This window comes from Streptomyces sp. BBFR2 (assembly GCF_044497305.1).
GTDB lineage: Bacteria > Actinomycetota > Actinomycetes > Streptomycetales > Streptomycetaceae > Streptomyces.
Genome location: NZ_CP172415.1, coordinates 2,249,994 through 2,266,614, shown reverse-complemented (window position 1 = coordinate 2,266,614; position 16,621 = coordinate 2,249,994). Strand labels below are relative to the sequence as shown.

The window sequence follows — 16,621 nt, the reverse complement described above, 5'->3', positions numbered from 1 at the left end:
GAGCGGGCCGAGGAGTTGCCCCTGGGCGCGTCTTTCCACCGTTCGCCCCGTTCACTCGCCCGTATCCGCCTTTCCTCTCTTCGCCGCTCGCTACCGCAAACGCTCGGGTACACGGTCCCAGTCCTCCGGCAGCGACGGCAGCTCCCACGCCGGATCGGGCCGCCAGTCCTCCCAGCCGTCCCGGAACGGCGCGCCCCACGCGGTGATCCGCTCCACCGCCGCCCGGCCCGCGGCCCGTACCCGCGCCGCCTGCTCCGGCGGCATCAGCCCGTCCCGCCGGGCCTGGCCGAATTCGTCCTCGTCCCGCCACTCCCAGCTACGGTCCGGGTAGACGCACAGGTCGAGGAAGTGGTCCTGCGAATCGATACCGCCCGCCCAGCGGACGCGCGGCTCCTCCAGATTCACGTACCAGTTCTTGAACCGCCAGGAGTGCTCCCAGAACAGCCACACCGACCACGGCTCGCCCGGCCGGGCCAGCTTCAGCACACCCGTGCCGAACCAGCGGTCGTACGAGATCCGGCGCGGTTTGGTGTACCGCGTCGCCAGTGGCTCGCGGTGCACGGCGGTGCCGTCGGCCATCACCGGCTTCACGCAGGCGGTGCCCGGCGCCATCCACACGGCCAGCAGGTCCTCGGTGTCCCGCACCACGGTCACCGGGCGGCAGATGTGGAAGCGCGAGGCGTCGGCGTTGTCGCGATAGCGCCATAGGATGTGTGTGCCGGGGGCCCAGCGCGCGGGCGGAACCGCCTCCCGCCGTGGCCCGGGAGCCGTGTGCCCGGCCGGCGTGCCCGCCGTGGTCCCCGCCCTCTCCGCTGTCATGGCCAGATCTTAGGGCCTGCCGCGGCCGGTGCGCCGTCCGCCCGGGAGGTCCCGCGGGCGGCGGCGCGGGGGAGGGACGCAAGCGGCGCCGGCGTACGCCGTGACGTGGGCCGTCCGCGCCGTCACGGGTGCGTCATCCGCAACACATCGAGCGCCTCGTCGAGTTGCTCGGCCGTCAGCAGTCCCCGCTCCACATAGCCGCCCTCGTCGACGACCTGACGGATCGTCTTCCGCTCCGCGAGTGCTCGCTTGGCGACCTTCGCCGCCTCCTCGTACCCGAGGTATCTGTTGAGCGGGGTGACCACCGACGGCGACGACTCGGCGTACTCGCGGGCGCGTTCGGCGTGGGCGGTGATGCCGTCGACGGTACGGTCCGCGAGCAGCCGGGCGACGTTGGCCAGCAGCCGGATGGACTCCAGGACGTTCTTGGCGATCACCGGGAGCATGACGTTCAACTCGAAGTTGCCGGCGGCACCGGCCGCGGCGACCGTCGCGTCGTTGCCGGTGACCTGGGCGGCGACCATCAGTACCGCCTCCGGGATCACCGGGTTGACCTTGCCCGGCATGATCGAGGAGCCGGGCTGGAGGTCGGGCAGCGCGATCTCGGCGAGGCCGGTGCGCGGCCCGGAGGCCATCCAGCGCAGATCGTTGGCGATCTTCGTCAGGCCGACGCCGATGGTCCGTAGCTGGCCGCTGATCTCCACCACGCCGTCCCGCGCGCCCTGCGCCTCGAAGTGGTCGCGCGCCTCGGTGAGCGGCAGGTCCGTGGTTCGGGCGACCCGCTGGATCACCGCGGCGGAGAAGCCGGGCGGGGTGTTGATGCCGGTGCCCACCGCCGTGCCGCCCAGGGGGAGTTCGGCGAGCCGGGGCAGCGAGGCGCGCAGCCGCTCGACGCCGTACCGTACCTGCGCAGCGTACCCGCCGAACTCCTGCCCGAGCGTCACCGGCGTCGCGTCCATCAGGTGGGTGCGCCCGGACTTCACCACCTCGGCGAACTCCGCGGCCTTGCGCTCCAGGGCCGCCGCGAGGTGGTCGAGCGCCGGGATCAGATCGCGGGTGACCGCCGCCGTCGCCGCGATGTGGATCGACGACGGGAAGACGTCGTTGGACGACTGGCTGGCGTTGACCTCGTCGTTGGGGTGGACGTCCCGGCCCAGCCGCTCGCTCGCCAGCGTCGCGATGACCTCGTTGGTGTTCATGTTGGACGAGGTGCCGGAGCCGGTCTGGAAGACATCGACGGGGAAGTGGTCGTCCCACCGGCCCGCCGCGACCTCCTCCGCCGCCGCGGCCACGGCCCGCGCCACCTCCGGGTCGATCACGCCCAGTTCGGCGTTGACCTCGGCGGCGGCGGCCTTGATCCGTGCCAGCGCCTCGATATGGGCCCGCTCCAGGCGCTGGCCGGAGACGGGGAAGTTCTCCACCGCCCGCTGGGTCTGCGCCCGCCACTTGGCGTGTGCGGGCACCCGCACCTCGCCCATGGAGTCGTGCTCGGTGCGGTACTCCGCGTCCGCCGTGCCGTTCTGCCGGTCCGTCCTGTCGTTCACTTCGCCACCTCCGACCGGCACAGCGTCCGGCGGCTCCGCGGTGTTCCCGACGACGGGAGGTTACCGTCGGTAATGCCCCGTGCGGCCTACGTTTCCGGCGCTCCCCAGGGAGCGCCGGAAACGGGGTGCCGACATCGCCCGATCAGTGCGCGATGCCGTCGATCAGCTCGCGGGCGCCCTGCCGCAGCAGCGCCACCGCCACCGACGTGCCCAGCGTCGCCGGGTCCAGCCGCCCGGCCCACTCGTGGGCGTTGAGCACCGTCTTGCCGTCGGGTGTGAACACACTGGCGCGCAGCGACAGATCGCCGCCGCGTTCGGCGCGGGCGTACCCGGCGATCGGGGAGTTGCAGTGCCCCTGGAGGACGTGGAGGAACATCCGCTCCGCCGTCGCCTCCCGGTGGGCGGCCGGGTCGCCGAGCGGGCTGACGGCGTCGATCAGCTCCGTGTCGCCCTCGCGGCACTGGAGCGCCAGGATGCCGGCGCCGATCGGCGGGCACATCACGTCCGGGGACAGCACCTCGGTGATCACGTCCGTCCGGCCGATGCGCTCCAGACCGGCGACCGCCAGCAGCAGCGCGTCCGCGTCGCCCGCGGCCAGCTTCTCCATCCGGCGGTTGGCGTTGCCGCGCATCGGCACGAACTCCAGATGCGGGTGCGAGGCGGCGAGCTGCGCCCGGCGGCGCACCGAGGAGGTGCCGATACGGGTCCCGGCGGGCAGTTCGTCCAGGGCGAGCCCACCGGGGTGGATGAGGGCGTCCCGTACGTCGTCCCGCTTGAGGAACGCGGCGAACGCCGTCCCCGCGGGCAGCGGCCGGTCGGCGGGGACGTCCTTGACGCAGTGCACCGCCAGATCGGCCTCACCGGCCAGCAGCGCCGCGTCGACCTCCTTGGTGAACGCGCCCTTGCCCTCGACCAGCGACAGATCGCCCAGCCACTTGTCACCGGTGGTCTTCACGGGGACGACCTCGGTGCGCACCCCCGGATGGAGCGCGGTCAGCTCGGCGCGTACCCGCTCCACCTGGGCGAGCGCCATCGGCGAGTCACGGGAGACGATTCGGATCAACTCAGGGGCGGACATGGCTCCACGATAGGCCGTCGCTCCCGGGGACCGTACGGCGGCGGGCCGCGGGTCCCGTACGGGATCGGGACCGTCTTCCGTACGGGGCCGGGGCCGTATCCCGTACGGGTCGGGGCCGCGCCGCCCGGGGCGCTCCGCCTGCCGGACGGCCCGGTGCGACCGGCGGTCGCGCGGCCCCGGGGACGTCACCCGGCGCGCGGGGTGCCCCCGCACGCCGGTCCCGTACGCCGTCCGTGCCCGGTGGTCAGCGCAGCGCCGCGGCCCGCCGGCGGAGTTCGGCGTGGAGGCCGCCGTGCACCTCGACCGGGGGCAGCCACTCCTTGCGGAGCTTGGCGACGCAGGTGTAGTTGCTGTCGCAGACGTTGGCCAGCGGGGACTCCACGGCCTGCGTCACGAATTGGTACGCGTCCAGTTCGCTCAGGCCGAAGTCCCGCGCCAGCCACTGCACCAGGTCGAGCTGGGAGATGCGGAAGGCGTCCTCCAACGGGCGCGCCGAACCGGTCGAGATCAGATGGGTGTCGGACTCGATGCGCGGCCAGGGCGTCGCGACGCCCTTCAGCAGCTCCACGATCACCACCGTGTGCATCGCCGTCTCCACGGCGACCCCGCAGGTCTCGCCCTCGCCCTGGCGCGCGTGCCCGTCGCCGAGGCTGAACAGCGCGCCCTCGACGTTCACCCCCAGGTAGCAGGTGACCCCGGCACGCATCTCCGGGGTGTCCATGTTGCCGCCGTGCGCGTCCGGGACGAGCGCGGAACGCGCCTCCAGGTTGGCCGGGGCCACCCCGACCGTGCCGTGCATCGGCTCCATCGGGAGCGTCAGCGTGTGGTCGCTGTCCCGGGCGGTGAAGCGGCACAGCCGCCGCTCCCGGTCGAGCTGCCAGATCCACACCGTCTCCGGGAGCGGCGGGTGCAGCGCGGCGGTGGTGTGGGTGGCGGTCAGCGCCCCGAAGAGCGGCACGGTCGTCGACGCCGCCCAGTCCCGGCGCGGTTCGACGGAGACGAAGTGCACCGCCAGGGTGTCCCCGGGCTCGGCGCCCTCGACGTGGAACGGCCCGGTCTGCGGATTGAGGTACGGGAACTCGCAGACCCGCGAGACCAGGTCGTCAGTGGTCCGCACCCGGCCGCCGAAGCAGTCCTCGGTGAAGACGTCCAGAACGGTGCCGGGGGCGATCCGCGCGACGGGCGGGACGCCGCCGAACGTCCAGGCGTACTCCTGCGCGGTGGGCCGGACGGTGAGCACACGCGGGTCGGCGGCGGGATCGGTCATCGGGACTCCTCATCGTGGGGCGGATCGGCGGGATCGGGCGGTACGGCGGGCCGGGGCGCGCCCGGGCGGGAGGCGCCGGACGGGCCGGGGCGTGCGGGGGAGCCGGGCGCGCCGGGGCGCGCGGTGGGCGGGGCCGCGCCGGGGCGCGCCGCCGGTCCGTACGCGCCCTCCCGCACGCCGTCCGCCGGGCCGGAACCGGCGGCGGAGTCCTCGGCCGGCCCGGGCTCCGGGCCCGCCGCCTCGATGCCGGCGAGCCCCACGGACGCCAGGGCGTCCGGCCGCCGCGACCGCACCACCGCGACCACGGCCAGCCCGGCGGCCGTCCAGCCGGCCACCACCGCCCCCGCGTACGAGACCGGCGCGGTCAGCTTCGCGACGAACGGGAACGCGGGGATACCGGCGGCGGTCAGCAGCGCCGGGGTGAACGCGGCGATGCCCAGCACCGGGAGGAGCAGATGGCGCACCGGGCGGAACGCGGCGCGGCGACGGCGCAGGAAGTAGCCCGCGCAGGCGGCGTTGGTGAGCAGGTAGACCGCGATGACCGCGACCACCACCACCGTCGCCAGCAGCAGGAACGCGGTCCGCGGGCCGAACGCCCCGCCCAGGAGCAGCGCCGCGCCCAGCGCGATCACGAACTGCGCCGCCAGCCCCGTCACGGGCGAGCGGTGCACCGGATGGACCCGCGCGAAGGCCCGCGGGAAGAGCCCGTCGCGGCCCAGCGCGAAGGCGGTCCGGGTCGAGGCGTTGGTGGCCGCGTTGGCGTTGGCGACCGTCGAGTTGACCACCGCCAGGAAGATCAGCACCCAGACCGCCCCGTAGGAGGCGCGGGCCACCCCGTCCCAGGACGACGCGCCGGACGGCCCGAAGGAGGCGAACGCGTCCGGCCCCACGTACACCGTGATCGCGTACGTGGTGAGGAGGAACAGCAGCCCCACACAGAGCGCCGCGCCGAGGACCGCGCGGCGCACCGTACGGCGCGGATCGCGGGCCTCCTCGGCCAGCGGCGCCGCCGCCTCGAACCCGGCGAACGCCAGCACGGTGTAGACCGAGCCCGCCACGACACCGGACAGCCCCGGGTGGCCCGGCGGAGTGTGCGAAGTGCCGAACACCGACAGGGTGTTGCCTTCCCCGGCGGCCGCGATCAGCACCACCGCGAGCACCCCGAAGACCAGCACCTCGAACACGCCGAGGGCGGTGCCCAGCCGCGCGGAGGCCCGTATGCCGTAGAACCCCGTCACCGCGATCAGCGCCGCCCCCGCGAGCACCCACGGCCACCACAGGTCCGCCGGGTACCCGGGCCACTCCTGGTGCAGCGTGTCCGCCGTCGTGAACCCCAACTGGAGCAGCAGCAACGCCGGTACGAGCGCTTCGACCAGCAGATACGTCCAGGCCACCAGGAAGCCGACGACGGGGTGCAGCCCCTGGGCGCTGTACGTCGCCACCGAACCGGCCGACGGCAGATGCCGCGCCAGCTCCGCGACGGACGAGGCGGTGAACAGGCAGGCGACCAGGGCGATCAGCACCGACAGCGGCAGCGCGCCGCCCGCGTACGCCGCGCCCGCCGGGATCGACACCGCGACGGCGGCCGCCGGGGCCATCGACGTCACGCTCTGGAACAGCACCTCCCGCAGCCCCACGGCGTCCCGCCGCAGCCCCGGGCCGCTCCCGTCCGCCCCGTGCCGCCCTGCGCGCCCCTGTTGCCCCACGGCCAACTCCCGCACCTCTGACGGATCGGACCCCCGCAGCGTAGGGAGGTGGCCCGGGTGACGGAAGGGGCCATACGGTCATGCCCCGGGCGCCCCCGGGGTGCGCCGGGGGGCGGGCCCCGGGGGCCGAAATCGCGTGGCGAGGCCCCGGTGTGTAAGGGTGGAAACTCGTTGAAAGCACCTCGGTGAAGGGAGACGCGCATGTCCTCGAAGCGACGCCGCAAGAAGAAGGCACGCCGCAAGAACGGAGCCAACCACGGCAGCAGGCCCCAGTCCTGAACCGTCGGCTCCACCACGGCAACGCCGGTGCCCCGCCTCCCTGTCGGAGAGCGGGGCACCGGCGCGTCCAGGGGCGGGCACCCGGCCGTACGTCAGGTTGCCCGCGGCGGTGAACCCGAGGGACGGCCTCCGGCGCGCCGGTCGGCACACTCACCCCGCGCCCGCCGCCCGCCCGGCACCGCACACCGGGCCCGCCGTCCTCAGCCGACGCCGACCGCCACCGCACCGCCCACCGCCGCGCCCGTGACCCCGGCGCCCGCCGTCCGCGGCAGGAACCGCAGGCTGCGCAGGAACGGCAGCAACAGGGCGCAGTAGTCCGCCCAGTGATCGGTGCTCGGGGTGCTGAACGTCACCGTGGCCAGCGTCTGCGCCCCGGGCACGGCATCCGGCGGTACGGGGATGAACACCTGGAGCTGAGCCATCCCCGCGGCGGCGGCACCGGGCGCGCCGGCCTCGTCCGGCCCCGGGGAATCCGCCCGCCGCACCGCGAGCGCCGCCGGACCGCACGGCAGCGTCAGGGCGCTGACCTCCGCACCGGCGGCGTGCTCGGCGAGGGCGGCGCCCACGCCCGCGACCGCGGCGTCGGCGTCCCGGTAGGGGAGCGGGGAGAGCGCGAGGGTCAGCGTCCCCATCGACCACGCGCCGCGGATCCGCCCGAGACAGGTGGCGGCGTAGCGGATGCCCGTGGCGGCGAGCAGCGCCGACGCCCGCGCGTACTCCGCGGTGAGCCGGGCGAACCGCCCGGACGGCAGCCCGGCCCCGCCGTCGACTTCCAGCCGCGCTCTCACCTCGTCCTCCGCCTGTTCGGTGGAGAGCCCGGGGACGACTTCCCGGAAGACCGACGGAATCTCGAAGGCGACGCTTACCGCACTCATTCGACTCACCATGATCGCTGGACTATCGACTATCGCTGGAATTACTGCCGCGTAACCGCCCGTGGCGCGGCCCGAGGGGCCGCCGGACGGCAGCACCGACCGGCCGTCGATGCTGAAGGAGAGTGATACCGGGGCCCCTGCGCCGGGCCGTGTCCGCCGCACCGGTATTCCCGCCGGGGAAATTCCGGAAAGGCGGGACAGGTGGGGGAAAAGAGACACCGCGCAGGAAGGGCCGGACGTTCCGTGCCGCCGTACGGGCCCCGTCAGGGCCGTGAACGGGCGGCGACCGGCCTCATGAGGCGCGGGACGGGACGCTAGGGAGCGGGCGGAAAGGCCGAGCCGAGGCGGTGCATCCGGCGCTCGGCTCGATTTCTCGGCAGGACGGACTGCTCGCCGCCGACCGTGAAATCCCTGGAAACGAACCGGTACATCGATGCTCCCGTACGACGAACCGCGCAGCGACCGGCATTCCCGGCCGATAAAGCTCCCCGAGGCTAACACGGCGATATTGCGCCACGCGCCCGCGCCGATGCGGACAACTCTCGTACGGGAGCGGGGAATTCCCCGGAATCGGGCGCCGGGGGAAATACCGGCAGAACGCGTCCGGCCGCCACCCCGAGCGGGGTGACGGCCGGAAGGAAGGGGCGCGCCCAGGGCGGTGCGGGGCGCGCGTGGCAAGCGCGCACGCCCCCGGGGGTCAGGCCCCCTGACGCACCGGGATGCTGGTGAACGTCGGTGCGGGCGCCGGGTCCTGGAAGAAGTCGTTGCCCTTGTCGTCGACGACGATGAACGCGGGGAAGTCCTCGACCTCGATCCGCCAGACCGCCTCCATGCCCAGCTCCTCGTACTCCAGGACCTCGACCTTCTTGATGCAGTCCTGCGCGAGGCGGGCCGCCGGACCGCCGATGGAGCCCAGGTAGAAGCCGCCGTGCGCCGCGCAGGCGTCGGTGACCTGCTGGGAGCGGTTGCCCTTGGCGAGCATGATCTTCGAACCGCCGGCCGCCTGGAACTGCTCGACGTACGCGTCCATCCGCCCCGCGGTCGTCGGACCGAACGAACCGGAGGCGAAGCCCTCGGGCGTCTTGGCCGGACCGGCGTAGTACACCGGGTGGTTCTTCAGGTACTCCGGCATCTCCTCGCCGGCGTCCAGCCGCTCCTTGATCTTCGCGTGGGCGATGTCACGGGCGACGACCAGCGTGCCGGTGAGCGACAGCCGGGTCTTGACCGGGTGCTTGGTCAGCTCGGCGAGCATCTCGTCCATCGGGCGGTTCAGGTCGATCTTCACCGCGTCGAGGTCCGGACCCGCGCCCTCGGTCAGCTCCTCCTCGGTGGTCTCCGGCAGGAAGCGCGCCGGGTCGGTCTCCAACTGCTCCAGGAAGACGCCCTCGGCGGTGATCTTCGCGACCGCCTGCCGGTCCGCCGAACAGGAGACCGCGATGGCCACCGGGCAGGACGCGCCGTGCCGCGGCAGCCGCACCACGCGCACGTCGTGGCAGAAGTACTTGCCGCCGAACTGCGCGCCGATACCGATCTTCTGCGTCAGCTCGAAGACCTTCTCCTCCAGCTCCTTGTCCCGGAAGCCGTGGCCGGTCGGCGAGCCCTCGGCGGGCAGCTCGTCCAGGTAGTGCGCGGAGGCGTACTTGGCGGTCTTCAGCGCGTACTCGGCGGAGGTGCCGCCGACGACGATCGCCAGGTGGTACGGCGGGCAGGCGGCCGTACCCAGCGAACGGATCTTCTGCTCCAGGAACTTCATCATGGAGGTCTCGTTGAGAACCGCCTTCGTCTCCTGGAACAGGAACGACTTGTTGGCGCTGCCGCCGCCCTTCGCCATGAAGAGGAACTTGTAGGCGTCGCCGTCGTTCGCGTACAGCTCGATCTGCGCCGGCAGGTTGGACCCGGTGTTCTTCTCGTCCCACATGGTCAGCGGGGCCATCTGCGAGTACCGCAGGTTGAGCTGGGTGTACGCGTCGAAGATGCCGCGCGAGAGGGCCTCCTCGTCACCGCCCTCGGTGAGCACCTGCTGGCCGCGCTTGCCCATGACGATGGCGGTGCCGGTGTCCTGGCACATCGGGAGCACGCCCGCCGCCGCGATGTTGGCGTTCTTCAGCAGGTCCAGCGCGACGAACCGGTCGTTGGCGCTGGCCTCCGGGTCGTCGAGGATCTTGCGGAGCTGTGCGAGGTGCGTCGGGCGCAGGTAGTGCGCGATGTCGTGCATCGCCTCGGCCGCCAGCTTGCGCAGCGCCTCCGGCTCGACCTTGAGGAACGTCCGGCCGTCCGCCTCGAAGGTGCTCACGCCCTCCGAGGTGACCAGGCGGTACTGGGTGGTGTCCGCGCCTACGGGGAGCAGATCGGTGTAGGCGAATGCGGGGCCGGAGGGGCGGGAGACGGGGGGCATGAAGGCCAATCCTCACTCGACAGGGGGGTTCCGCTGACGTCTGCGGCAGCACCGACCAGCGTAGAACCCTGGCGGAGCGCACCGCTTGTGAGGTAGGGCTCAGTCCCTGCGGGGCCCCATGAGGGGCGCCCGACGTGCGGCGGCGCGCCCCGCACGAACGCTCCGGGAAGCCCCTTACGCGCGCGCCCGGGGCACCCCGTACGGGTCCGCCCCGCCCGGGACCGGATGCCCGGCCATGTCTCGAATCCCTGTTCGCGATGTATCGCGTTTGGGTACGCTGGGGCCGTGGATGCTGACAACCGGGGGACCGACCCCGCGACCCCCGCCGGACCGCGTGACGACAGCGGCCGGCAGCCCGCGCGTGCGGAGCGGCGGCCGGTCGACATGACCAAGCCCGTCGCCGAGGCCGACCTCCGGGCATCGGACGCGGACCGCGACCGGATCGCCGGAATCCTGCGGGAGGCGCTGGCGGAGGGGAGGCTGGACGCCGAGGAGCACGCCGAGCGGATCGACGCGGTCTACCGCGCCAAGACCCTGGGCGAGCTGGAGCCGATGGTGCGGGACCTGCCCGCACCGGGCGGCGCGGGCCGCACCGCGCGGCAGCGGTCCGCCGCCGAGGCGTACGCCGGACCGGTGCCGGACCAGAGCCTGGTCGCCGTCTTCAGCGCCTCGACCCGTAAGGGCCGCTGGCGGGTCCCGCGGCGGATCAACGCCGTGGCGGTCTTCGGCAGCGTCGAGATCGACCTGACCGAGGCGCTCTTCCCGCAGCAGCAGGTGCAGATCAACGTCACCGCCATCTTCGGCAGCGTCGAGATCCGCGTCCCCGAGAACCTCACCCTGCGCAGCAGCGGCTCCGGCGTACTCGGCTCCTTCGAGGTGACGACCAACGACGCGGTCGAGCCGGACGCCCCGATCGTCCAGGTCAACGGCTACGCCGTCCTCGGCAGCGTGGAGGCCAGGCCCAAGCGCGGCGCCTGGATCCGCGACCTTATAGGCCGGCTGCGCGACGACCACCACCAACTCCGCGAGCAGCTCCGCGAGGAGCGCCACGACCGCCACGCCACCCGCCGCACCGAACGGTACGACCGCCACGACCGCTACCCCGAGGGCGGCCACTGAGGGGCGCACGAGGGGCGCGCGGACCCGGCGACGGGCGGCGTCGCGCCCGTCGGGTCCGGGGCGCACCCCGGACCACGCGGGCGGCCCGGCAGCTAGACGCGCCGGGCCACAGGCCCACACCGGGCAAGGGCGCGCCGCAGGACAGCCCGGTGACACCCGTACCGCAGGTGCGGGGCAATGGCGCGGACAGCGCATGTCGGGCGTCCGTGACACCCGCGTACGGCAGGGCGCGGCACGGTGCGGGCGGGGCGCGCCGAACGGCCACGGGAGCCGCGTACGACGGCGTCCGTACCGCCCGCCAGGCCGCTCCCGGAGCCCCTTCCCGATCACCACGGTGTGCATAAGCGCGGGTACAGCGGGTAGGGCTGGGGGCATCGTCTCTCGTACGGCGGCGGGCTGCGAAGTGCCGTGCGCAGAGGGACGGACCAGGGTGCCGCCCACTTGCCGAAGCCGTCGTCAGGAGTAGACCGTGCTGCTACCGCAACAGCCCCTGCAGGCCGCCGCTGCCGTCCCGTCCCCACGCCTCCCCTCGCGCGACGAGGCCGGCCCCTGGCATGCCGACGCCGCGTGCCGCCGGGACGAGGCCGGGCTCTTCTTCGCCCCGTCCAAGGAGCCCACCGCCGCCCGGCTGGCGCGGGAGGAGGCGGCGAAGCGGGTCTGCGCCCGCTGTCCCGTGATGCTCGAATGCCGTGAGCACGCCCTGCTGCAGCCCGAGCCGTACGGCGTCTGGGGCGGCCTGACCGCCGCCGAGCGCCGCGTGGTCCTCACCCGGCGCCGCCGCCGCGAGGCCGACATCCCGCGGCAGAGCCGGATGCCCGCCGCGGGCTGAATCACGAGCGGTACGGCGCGCGCCCCGGGGAAGAGCCGGAAAGCTCTTCCCCGGGGCGCGCGCCGTGTGCCGTCCGGATCAGCTCGGGCGCTCGAAGTCCACCGAGCTGTACGCGCGCAGCTTCGACAGCCGGTGCTGGGAGTCGATCTGGCGGATCGTGCCCGACTTCGAGCGCATCACCAGGGACTGGGTGTACGCGGTTTCCGCGCGGTAGCGGACGCCGCGCAGCAGGTCGCCGTCGGTGATGCCGGTCGCGACGAAGAAGACGTTGTCGCCCTTGACGAGGTCCTCGATCGCCAGGACCTTGTCGAGGTCGTGCCCGGCGTCGAGGGCGCGCTGCCGCTCCGCGTCGTCCTTGGGCCACAGCTTGGCCTGGAGGGTGCCGCCGAGGCACTTGAGGGCGCAGGCGGCGATGATGCCCTCGGGGGTGCCGCCGATGCCGAGGAGCAGGTCGACGCCGGTGCCCTCACGGGCGGCCATGATCGCGCCGGCCACATCGCCGTCCGAGATGAACTTGATGCGGGCGCCCGCCTCGCGGACCTCCTTGACCAGGCCGTCGTGGCGCGGCCGGTCCAGGATGACGACGGTGACGTCCTCGACGGCGGAACGCTTCGCCTTGGCGATGCGCTTGATGTTCACCGCGACGGGCGCGTTGATGTCGACGAAGTCGGCGGCCTCGGGGCCGGTGGCGAGCTTGTCCATGTAGAAGACCGCGGACGGGTCGAACATGGAGCCGCGCTCGGCGACGGCCATCACGGAGACGGCGTTGGCCATGCCCTTGGCGGTCAGCGTCGTACCGTCCACCGGGTCGACGGCCACATCGCACTCGGGGCCGGTGCCGTCGCCGACGCGCTCGCCGTTGTAGAGCATCGGGGCGTTGTCCTTCTCGCCCTCGCCGATCACCACCACGCCGTCCATCGACACGGTGTGGATCAGGGCGCGCATCGCCTTGACCGCCGCACCGTCGGCGCCGTTCTTGTCGCCGCGCCCGACCCACCGGCCCGACGCCATGGCGCCGGCCTCGGTGACCCGGACCAACTCCAGGGCGAGGTTGCGGTCGGGGGCCTCGGGGCTGACTTCCAGGGGGGACGGGAGCTGATGCTCGGACACGAGCGCACCTTTCTGTACGGCTATGCCGCAGGTCTGAGGGTGTCTGCGATTTTATCGGTACGCCGCGAAAGTGAGCAGGCGGCCCTTCGCATGAGCGGTGCGGCGACCGGCGGGAACGGGCCGCACGCGGGATGTCGCCATGGGGGCCGTGTCCGGATCGCGCGGGCCATGGGGGACGATAGGGGGCGTGGCTGGAACGCGAGGCAGACAAACGGTACGGGACATGCTCCTGTCGCTGGCGGTGATCGGCGTGCTCGTCGCGGTGATCTACATCTTCATCCCGCACGACGACAGCGGCACCGCGGAGAAGAAGGCGGTGCTGACCGTCGACACCCGCGTCGAGACCGCCACGGCCCGCCGGGCGGCCCCGTACCCGATCGCCGCGCCGGAGGGGCTGCCGAAGACCTGGCGCACCACCTCCGTGTCGTACCGCGCCACCGAGGACGGCAAGGGCGGCGCCTGGCATCTGGGGCTGCTCGACCCGGAGCAGCAGTACGCGGCGGTGGAGCAGAGCGACGCGGCGGCGGAGAAGTTCATCAAGGAGGTCACCCTCGGTGCCTCCCGCGCCAAGGGCGAGCAGGCCGTCGGCAGCAAGAAGTGGGACCGCTACAAGGGTGAGAAGTACAACGCGCTGGTGCGCGAGGAGCCCGGGGTGACCACGGTGGTCACCGGTACCGCGCCGTACGGCCGGCTCGCCGAGCTGGCCGCGGCGCTGGTGGCGAAGAAGGGCTGACCGGCGGGTTCCGGACGTACGTGGTCCGGGTCGCCCGCGCGTACAGGACGACGACGAAGGCCGCCGCACCCTCATGGGGGGCGGCGGCCTTCGCGTGCCGGGGCCCCGGCCCGTGGTGGGCGCGGGGCCGCGGCGGGTGGCTCAGATGGTGGTGACGGCCTCGGTGTAGTCGAGGCGGGGCGAGCGCGGGAAGAAGGCGTCGGCGCCCGGCTTGCCGAGGTTGATGACGAGGAAGGACTTCTGCTTGCCGTCGCCGAAGAACTCCTTGTCGACGGCGGCGAAGTCGAAGCCGGTCATCGGGCCGGCGGCGAGGCCGGCGGCGCGGATGCCGAGGATGAAGTAGCCGGCCTGGAGGGTGGCGTTCTGGGTGCCGGCGGCCTCGCGGACGGCGGCCTCGGAGAAGAACGCGTCCTTGACGCCCGGGGCGTGCGGGAAGAGCTGCGGCAGCTTCTCGTGGAAGTCGAGGTCCACGGAGAGGATCGCGGTCAGCGGCGCGGCCAGCGTCTTCGGGCCGTTGGCCCCCATGGCGTGGGCGACCAGACGCTTACGGGCGTCCTCGGAGCGGACCAGCGTCAGGCGCAGCGGCGACTGGTTGAAGGCGGTCGGAGCGAACTTCACCAGGTCGTAGATGGCCTGGACCTGCTCGTCCGTCACCGGCTCGTCCGTGAACGTGTTGGCGGTCTGGGCCTCGCGGAAGAGGAGGTCCTGAGCGGCGGCGTCAAGGGCGAGAGACATAGAGGCACCTCGGGGTCAGATAGGGGAAGAGGGTCGGGGCTGCCGATCCGGTGAGGTCTACGAGTTCCACTGTAGCCGTAATAGATTAATTTTCAACTAAAGCCGTGGAGGGTGTGAGGGGACTCACGGACCGGGGCTCGTAGGGGCGGCTGGGGCCCGCGGCGGGGGAGCCGGTCCGACGGGAGCGGGCCGGGCCGTTGTTCCGGGGCCCGGCGGGTGGGATTGCCGGGGGAGGCGCCAGGGGGCGGGGCCTGTACGTCGGGCGGCGTGGGCTGAGCTGAGGGTGCGCCGGGCCGGGTGTGGGGCCTTGAGACGGGGTCGAGTCGCGAGGGGCTTGGAGGGTGCGGGTTTCGGGCCGGGCCGTTGCCGCGCCGGGTGGGCGGTGCTGCCCAGGTCGTCAGGGTGGGTCGGGGCTCGGCCCGCCCGTACCGGTGGGCCCGGGGGGTCCTTGCCGGTGGCGCCTCGCCGGTCGCAGGCGGCTGGGCGGGGCGGGGCTCCCCGCCCGGTGCCGGACCGGACCGGGCGCCGGGTGTCCGTACGCGATCAGTCCCGGGCCGCGTCGCTCTCCGGGGCGGCGTCCTCCTCGGCGAGGGCCGCGTCGAGCCGGGCGCGGGCGCCGTCCAGCCAGCGGCGACAGACCTTCGCCAGCTCCTCGCCGCGCTCCCAGAGAGCCAGCGACTCCTCCAGCGTCGTACCGCCGGTCTCCAGACTGCGGACGACCTCGATCAGCTCGTCCCGCGCCTGCTCGTAACCGAGGGTGGAGTCCACGGTCGCCACGGGGCCGACCGCCTCGCGCTCCGCGTCCGTCATCTCGTCCGTCTCCGCCTTCGCCATGCCGTCCAGCCTAAGCGCTGGGTGTGACAGCGCCGTTGCCGTCGCTCACCCGGACCGTGAAGCCGCCCTCGGAGACCCGGGCCCGCAGCTCCTCGCCGTCGCTCACCTCGGACGGTGCGCGCACCGCCGTACCGTCGTGGCGCTGGAGGACGGCGTAACCGCGCTCCAGCGTGGCCTTCGGGGAGAGCGCGACGACCCGGGCGCGGGTGTGCGCCAGCTCCGAGTCGGCGCGGTCCAGCAGATGGCCGAGGGTGCGGCGGCCACGGCCGAGCAGCGCCTCGATCTGCTCGGCGCGCTCCGCCACCATCCGCTGCGGCTGCCGTATCGACGGACGGCTCAGCGCCGCCGCGAGCCCCCGCTCCTCCCGCTCCAGGAAACCGCCGACCGCGCGCAGCGCCCGCTCCCGCAACTGCCGCACCCGCGCCAGCTCCTCGCCGACGTCCGGGACGACCTTCTTCGCCGCGTCGGTCGGGGTGGACGCCCGCAGGTCGGCGACGAGGTCGAGCAGCGGGGTGTCCGGCTCGTGGCCGATCGCGGAGACGACCGGGGTGCGGGCCTCACCGACCGTCCGCACCAGCCGCTCGTCGGAGAACGGCAGCAGATCCTCCACGCTGCCGCCGCCGCGCGCCACGATGATGACGTCCACCTCGGGCAGCGCGTCCAGCTCCCGCACCGCCCCGATGACCTCCGGCACCGCCCGCGCCCCCTGAACGGGGACGTTGCGCACCTCGAAGCGGACGGCGGGCCAGCGGTGCCGGGCGTTCTCCAGCACGTCCCGCTCGGCGGCGCTGGCCCGGCCGCAGACCAGGCCGATGAGCTGCGGCAGGAACGGCAGCGGCTTCTTGCGGTCCGCCGCGAACAGTCCCTCGGCCGCCAGGGACTTCTTCAACTGCTCCAGCCGCGCGAGGAGCTCCCCCACCCCGACCGGCCGGATCTCGGCGGCGCGCAGCGACAACTGGCCGCGCGGGGCGTACCACTCCGGTTTGGCGTGCACCACCACCCGGGCGCCCTCGCCGACCACGTCCGCCACCTGGTCGAAGACCCGGCGGTAGCACGTCACGCTCAGCGAGATGTCGTGCGACGGGTCGCGCAGCGTCAAGAACACCACCCCGGCGCCCGGCCGCCGCGACAACTGGGTGATCTGCCCCTCGACCCAGACGGCGCCGAGCCGGTCGATCCACCCGCCGATCAGCCGCGACACCTGACCGACCGGGACCGGCGCTTCGGGAGACGTGGAGAGAGCCATACGAGCGAGAGTATCGGCGACCACCGACAACGGGCGGGGGCCGACGCGGGGC

The 16,621-nt window shown here is 73.4% G+C and carries 15 protein-coding genes; 4 read left to right on the top strand and 11 right to left on the bottom strand.

From position 1 onward, the window contains the following. Positions 1-90: 90 nt before the first annotated feature. The 5 genes from ACGH2B_RS08435 to ACGH2B_RS08415 form a co-directional block, all read right to left on the bottom strand. Positions 91-819, bottom strand: coding sequence for a DUF402 domain-containing protein (locus ACGH2B_RS08435; RefSeq protein WP_399086466.1), 729 nt, complete (start codon positions 817-819; stop codon positions 91-93). 122 nt (positions 820-941) lie between these two features. Beyond that, a complete protein-coding gene (locus ACGH2B_RS08430) occupies positions 942-2,363 on the bottom strand; it encodes a class II fumarate hydratase (protein ID WP_399086465.1) in 1,422 nt (473 codons plus the stop codon). Between the two features lie 142 nt (positions 2,364-2,505). After that, entirely contained in the window at positions 2,506-3,441 is a 936-nt protein-coding gene (gene hemC, locus ACGH2B_RS08425; RefSeq protein WP_399086462.1) for a hydroxymethylbilane synthase, read from the bottom strand. Positions 3,442-3,685: 244 nt separating this feature from the next. Continuing rightward, positions 3,686-4,708, bottom strand: a complete 1,023-nt coding sequence (locus ACGH2B_RS08420; protein ID WP_399086459.1) for an acetamidase/formamidase family protein — start codon at positions 4,706-4,708, stop codon at positions 3,686-3,688. Further along, positions 4,705-6,414, bottom strand: a complete 1,710-nt coding sequence (locus ACGH2B_RS08415) for an APC family permease (protein ID WP_399086456.1) — start codon at positions 6,412-6,414, stop codon at positions 4,705-4,707. The genes ACGH2B_RS08420 and ACGH2B_RS08415 overlap by 4 nt, the downstream gene beginning before the upstream one ends. A 201-nt stretch (positions 6,415-6,615) precedes the next feature. Between ACGH2B_RS08415 and ACGH2B_RS08410 the strand changes: the two genes are divergently transcribed. After that, the gene (locus ACGH2B_RS08410) at positions 6,616-6,693 is read left to right on the top strand and encodes a 50S ribosomal protein bL37 (protein WP_370443954.1); all 78 of its coding nucleotides are present in this window, start codon (positions 6,616-6,618) and stop codon (positions 6,691-6,693) included. A 200-nt stretch (positions 6,694-6,893) separates the two neighbouring features. On the opposite strand, the gene ACGH2B_RS08405 is transcribed toward ACGH2B_RS08410, so the two are convergent. Further along, positions 6,894-7,568 (bottom strand): hypothetical protein, encoded by a 675-nt coding sequence (locus ACGH2B_RS08405; RefSeq protein ID WP_399086453.1) that lies wholly within the window; start codon positions 7,566-7,568, stop codon positions 6,894-6,896. Positions 7,569-8,265: 697 nt separating this feature from the next. Then, the gene (locus tag ACGH2B_RS08400) at positions 8,266-9,963 is read right to left on the bottom strand and encodes a fumarate hydratase (protein ID WP_399086450.1); all 1,698 of its coding nucleotides are present in this window, start codon (positions 9,961-9,963) and stop codon (positions 8,266-8,268) included. A 285-nt stretch (positions 9,964-10,248) separates the two neighbouring features. Between ACGH2B_RS08400 and ACGH2B_RS08395 the strand changes: the two genes are divergently transcribed. Together ACGH2B_RS08395 and ACGH2B_RS08390 are read left to right on the top strand one after the other, a co-directional pair. Next, positions 10,249-11,082, top strand: a complete 834-nt coding sequence (locus ACGH2B_RS08395; protein WP_399086447.1) for a DUF1707 domain-containing protein — start codon at positions 10,249-10,251, stop codon at positions 11,080-11,082. Positions 11,083-11,551: 469 nt separating this feature from the next. Continuing rightward, on the top strand, positions 11,552-11,911 hold the full coding sequence (locus tag ACGH2B_RS08390; protein WP_399086444.1) for a WhiB family transcriptional regulator: 360 nt from the start codon (positions 11,552-11,554) through the stop codon (positions 11,909-11,911). Between the two features lie 78 nt (positions 11,912-11,989). Here ACGH2B_RS08390 and glpX read toward each other — a convergent pair whose 3' ends face one another. Continuing rightward, on the bottom strand, positions 11,990-13,021 hold the full coding sequence (gene glpX, locus ACGH2B_RS08385) for a class II fructose-bisphosphatase (protein ID WP_399086441.1): 1,032 nt from the start codon (positions 13,019-13,021) through the stop codon (positions 11,990-11,992). A gap of 187 nt (positions 13,022-13,208) precedes the next feature. Here glpX and ACGH2B_RS08380 point away from each other — a divergent pair, with 187 nt between their 5' ends. Continuing rightward, positions 13,209-13,754, top strand: a complete 546-nt coding sequence (locus ACGH2B_RS08380; RefSeq protein WP_399086438.1) for a DUF4245 domain-containing protein — start codon at positions 13,209-13,211, stop codon at positions 13,752-13,754. A gap of 141 nt (positions 13,755-13,895) precedes the next feature. Here ACGH2B_RS08380 and ACGH2B_RS08375 read toward each other — a convergent pair whose 3' ends face one another. The 3 genes from ACGH2B_RS08375 to xseA all read right to left on the bottom strand — a co-directional run bounded on the left by ACGH2B_RS08375 (position 13,896) and on the right by xseA (position 16,569). Further along, entirely contained in the window at positions 13,896-14,489 is a 594-nt protein-coding gene (locus ACGH2B_RS08375; protein WP_399086435.1) for a malonic semialdehyde reductase, read from the bottom strand. 543 nt (positions 14,490-15,032) lie between these two features. Next, on the bottom strand, positions 15,033-15,323 hold the full coding sequence (locus ACGH2B_RS08370; protein ID WP_399086432.1) for an exodeoxyribonuclease VII small subunit: 291 nt from the start codon (positions 15,321-15,323) through the stop codon (positions 15,033-15,035). 10 nt (positions 15,324-15,333) lie between these two features. Continuing rightward, positions 15,334-16,569, bottom strand: coding sequence for an exodeoxyribonuclease VII large subunit (xseA, locus tag ACGH2B_RS08365; protein WP_399086429.1), 1,236 nt, complete (start codon positions 16,567-16,569; stop codon positions 15,334-15,336). Between the last annotated feature and the right edge of the window lie 52 nt (positions 16,570-16,621).

What these genes read in the sequence shown, in the direction of transcription:
- ACGH2B_RS08405 (WP_399086453.1), bottom strand. Translation starts at nt 7,568, where the DNA reads ATGAGTGCGGTAAGCGTCGCCTTCGAGATTCCGTCGGTCTTCCGGGAA.
- ACGH2B_RS08420 (WP_399086459.1), bottom strand. Translation starts at nt 4,708, where the DNA reads ATGACCGATCCCGCCGCCGACCCGCGTGTGCTCACCGTCCGGCCCACC.
- xseA (WP_399086429.1), bottom strand. Translation starts at nt 16,569, where the DNA reads ATGGCTCTCTCCACGTCTCCCGAAGCGCCGGTCCCGGTCGGTCAGGTG.
- ACGH2B_RS08410 (WP_370443954.1), top strand. Translation starts at nt 6,616, where the DNA reads ATGTCCTCGAAGCGACGCCGCAAGAAGAAGGCACGCCGCAAGAACGGA.
- ACGH2B_RS08435 (WP_399086466.1), bottom strand. Translation starts at nt 819, where the DNA reads ATGACAGCGGAGAGGGCGGGGACCACGGCGGGCACGCCGGCCGGGCAC.
- hemC (WP_399086462.1), bottom strand. Translation starts at nt 3,441, where the DNA reads ATGTCCGCCCCTGAGTTGATCCGAATCGTCTCCCGTGACTCGCCGATG.
- ACGH2B_RS08375 (WP_399086435.1), bottom strand. Translation starts at nt 14,489, where the DNA reads ATGTCTCTCGCCCTTGACGCCGCCGCTCAGGACCTCCTCTTCCGCGAG.
- ACGH2B_RS08370 (WP_399086432.1), bottom strand. Translation starts at nt 15,323, where the DNA reads ATGGCGAAGGCGGAGACGGACGAGATGACGGACGCGGAGCGCGAGGCG.
- ACGH2B_RS08400 (WP_399086450.1), bottom strand. Translation starts at nt 9,963, where the DNA reads ATGCCCCCCGTCTCCCGCCCCTCCGGCCCCGCATTCGCCTACACCGAT.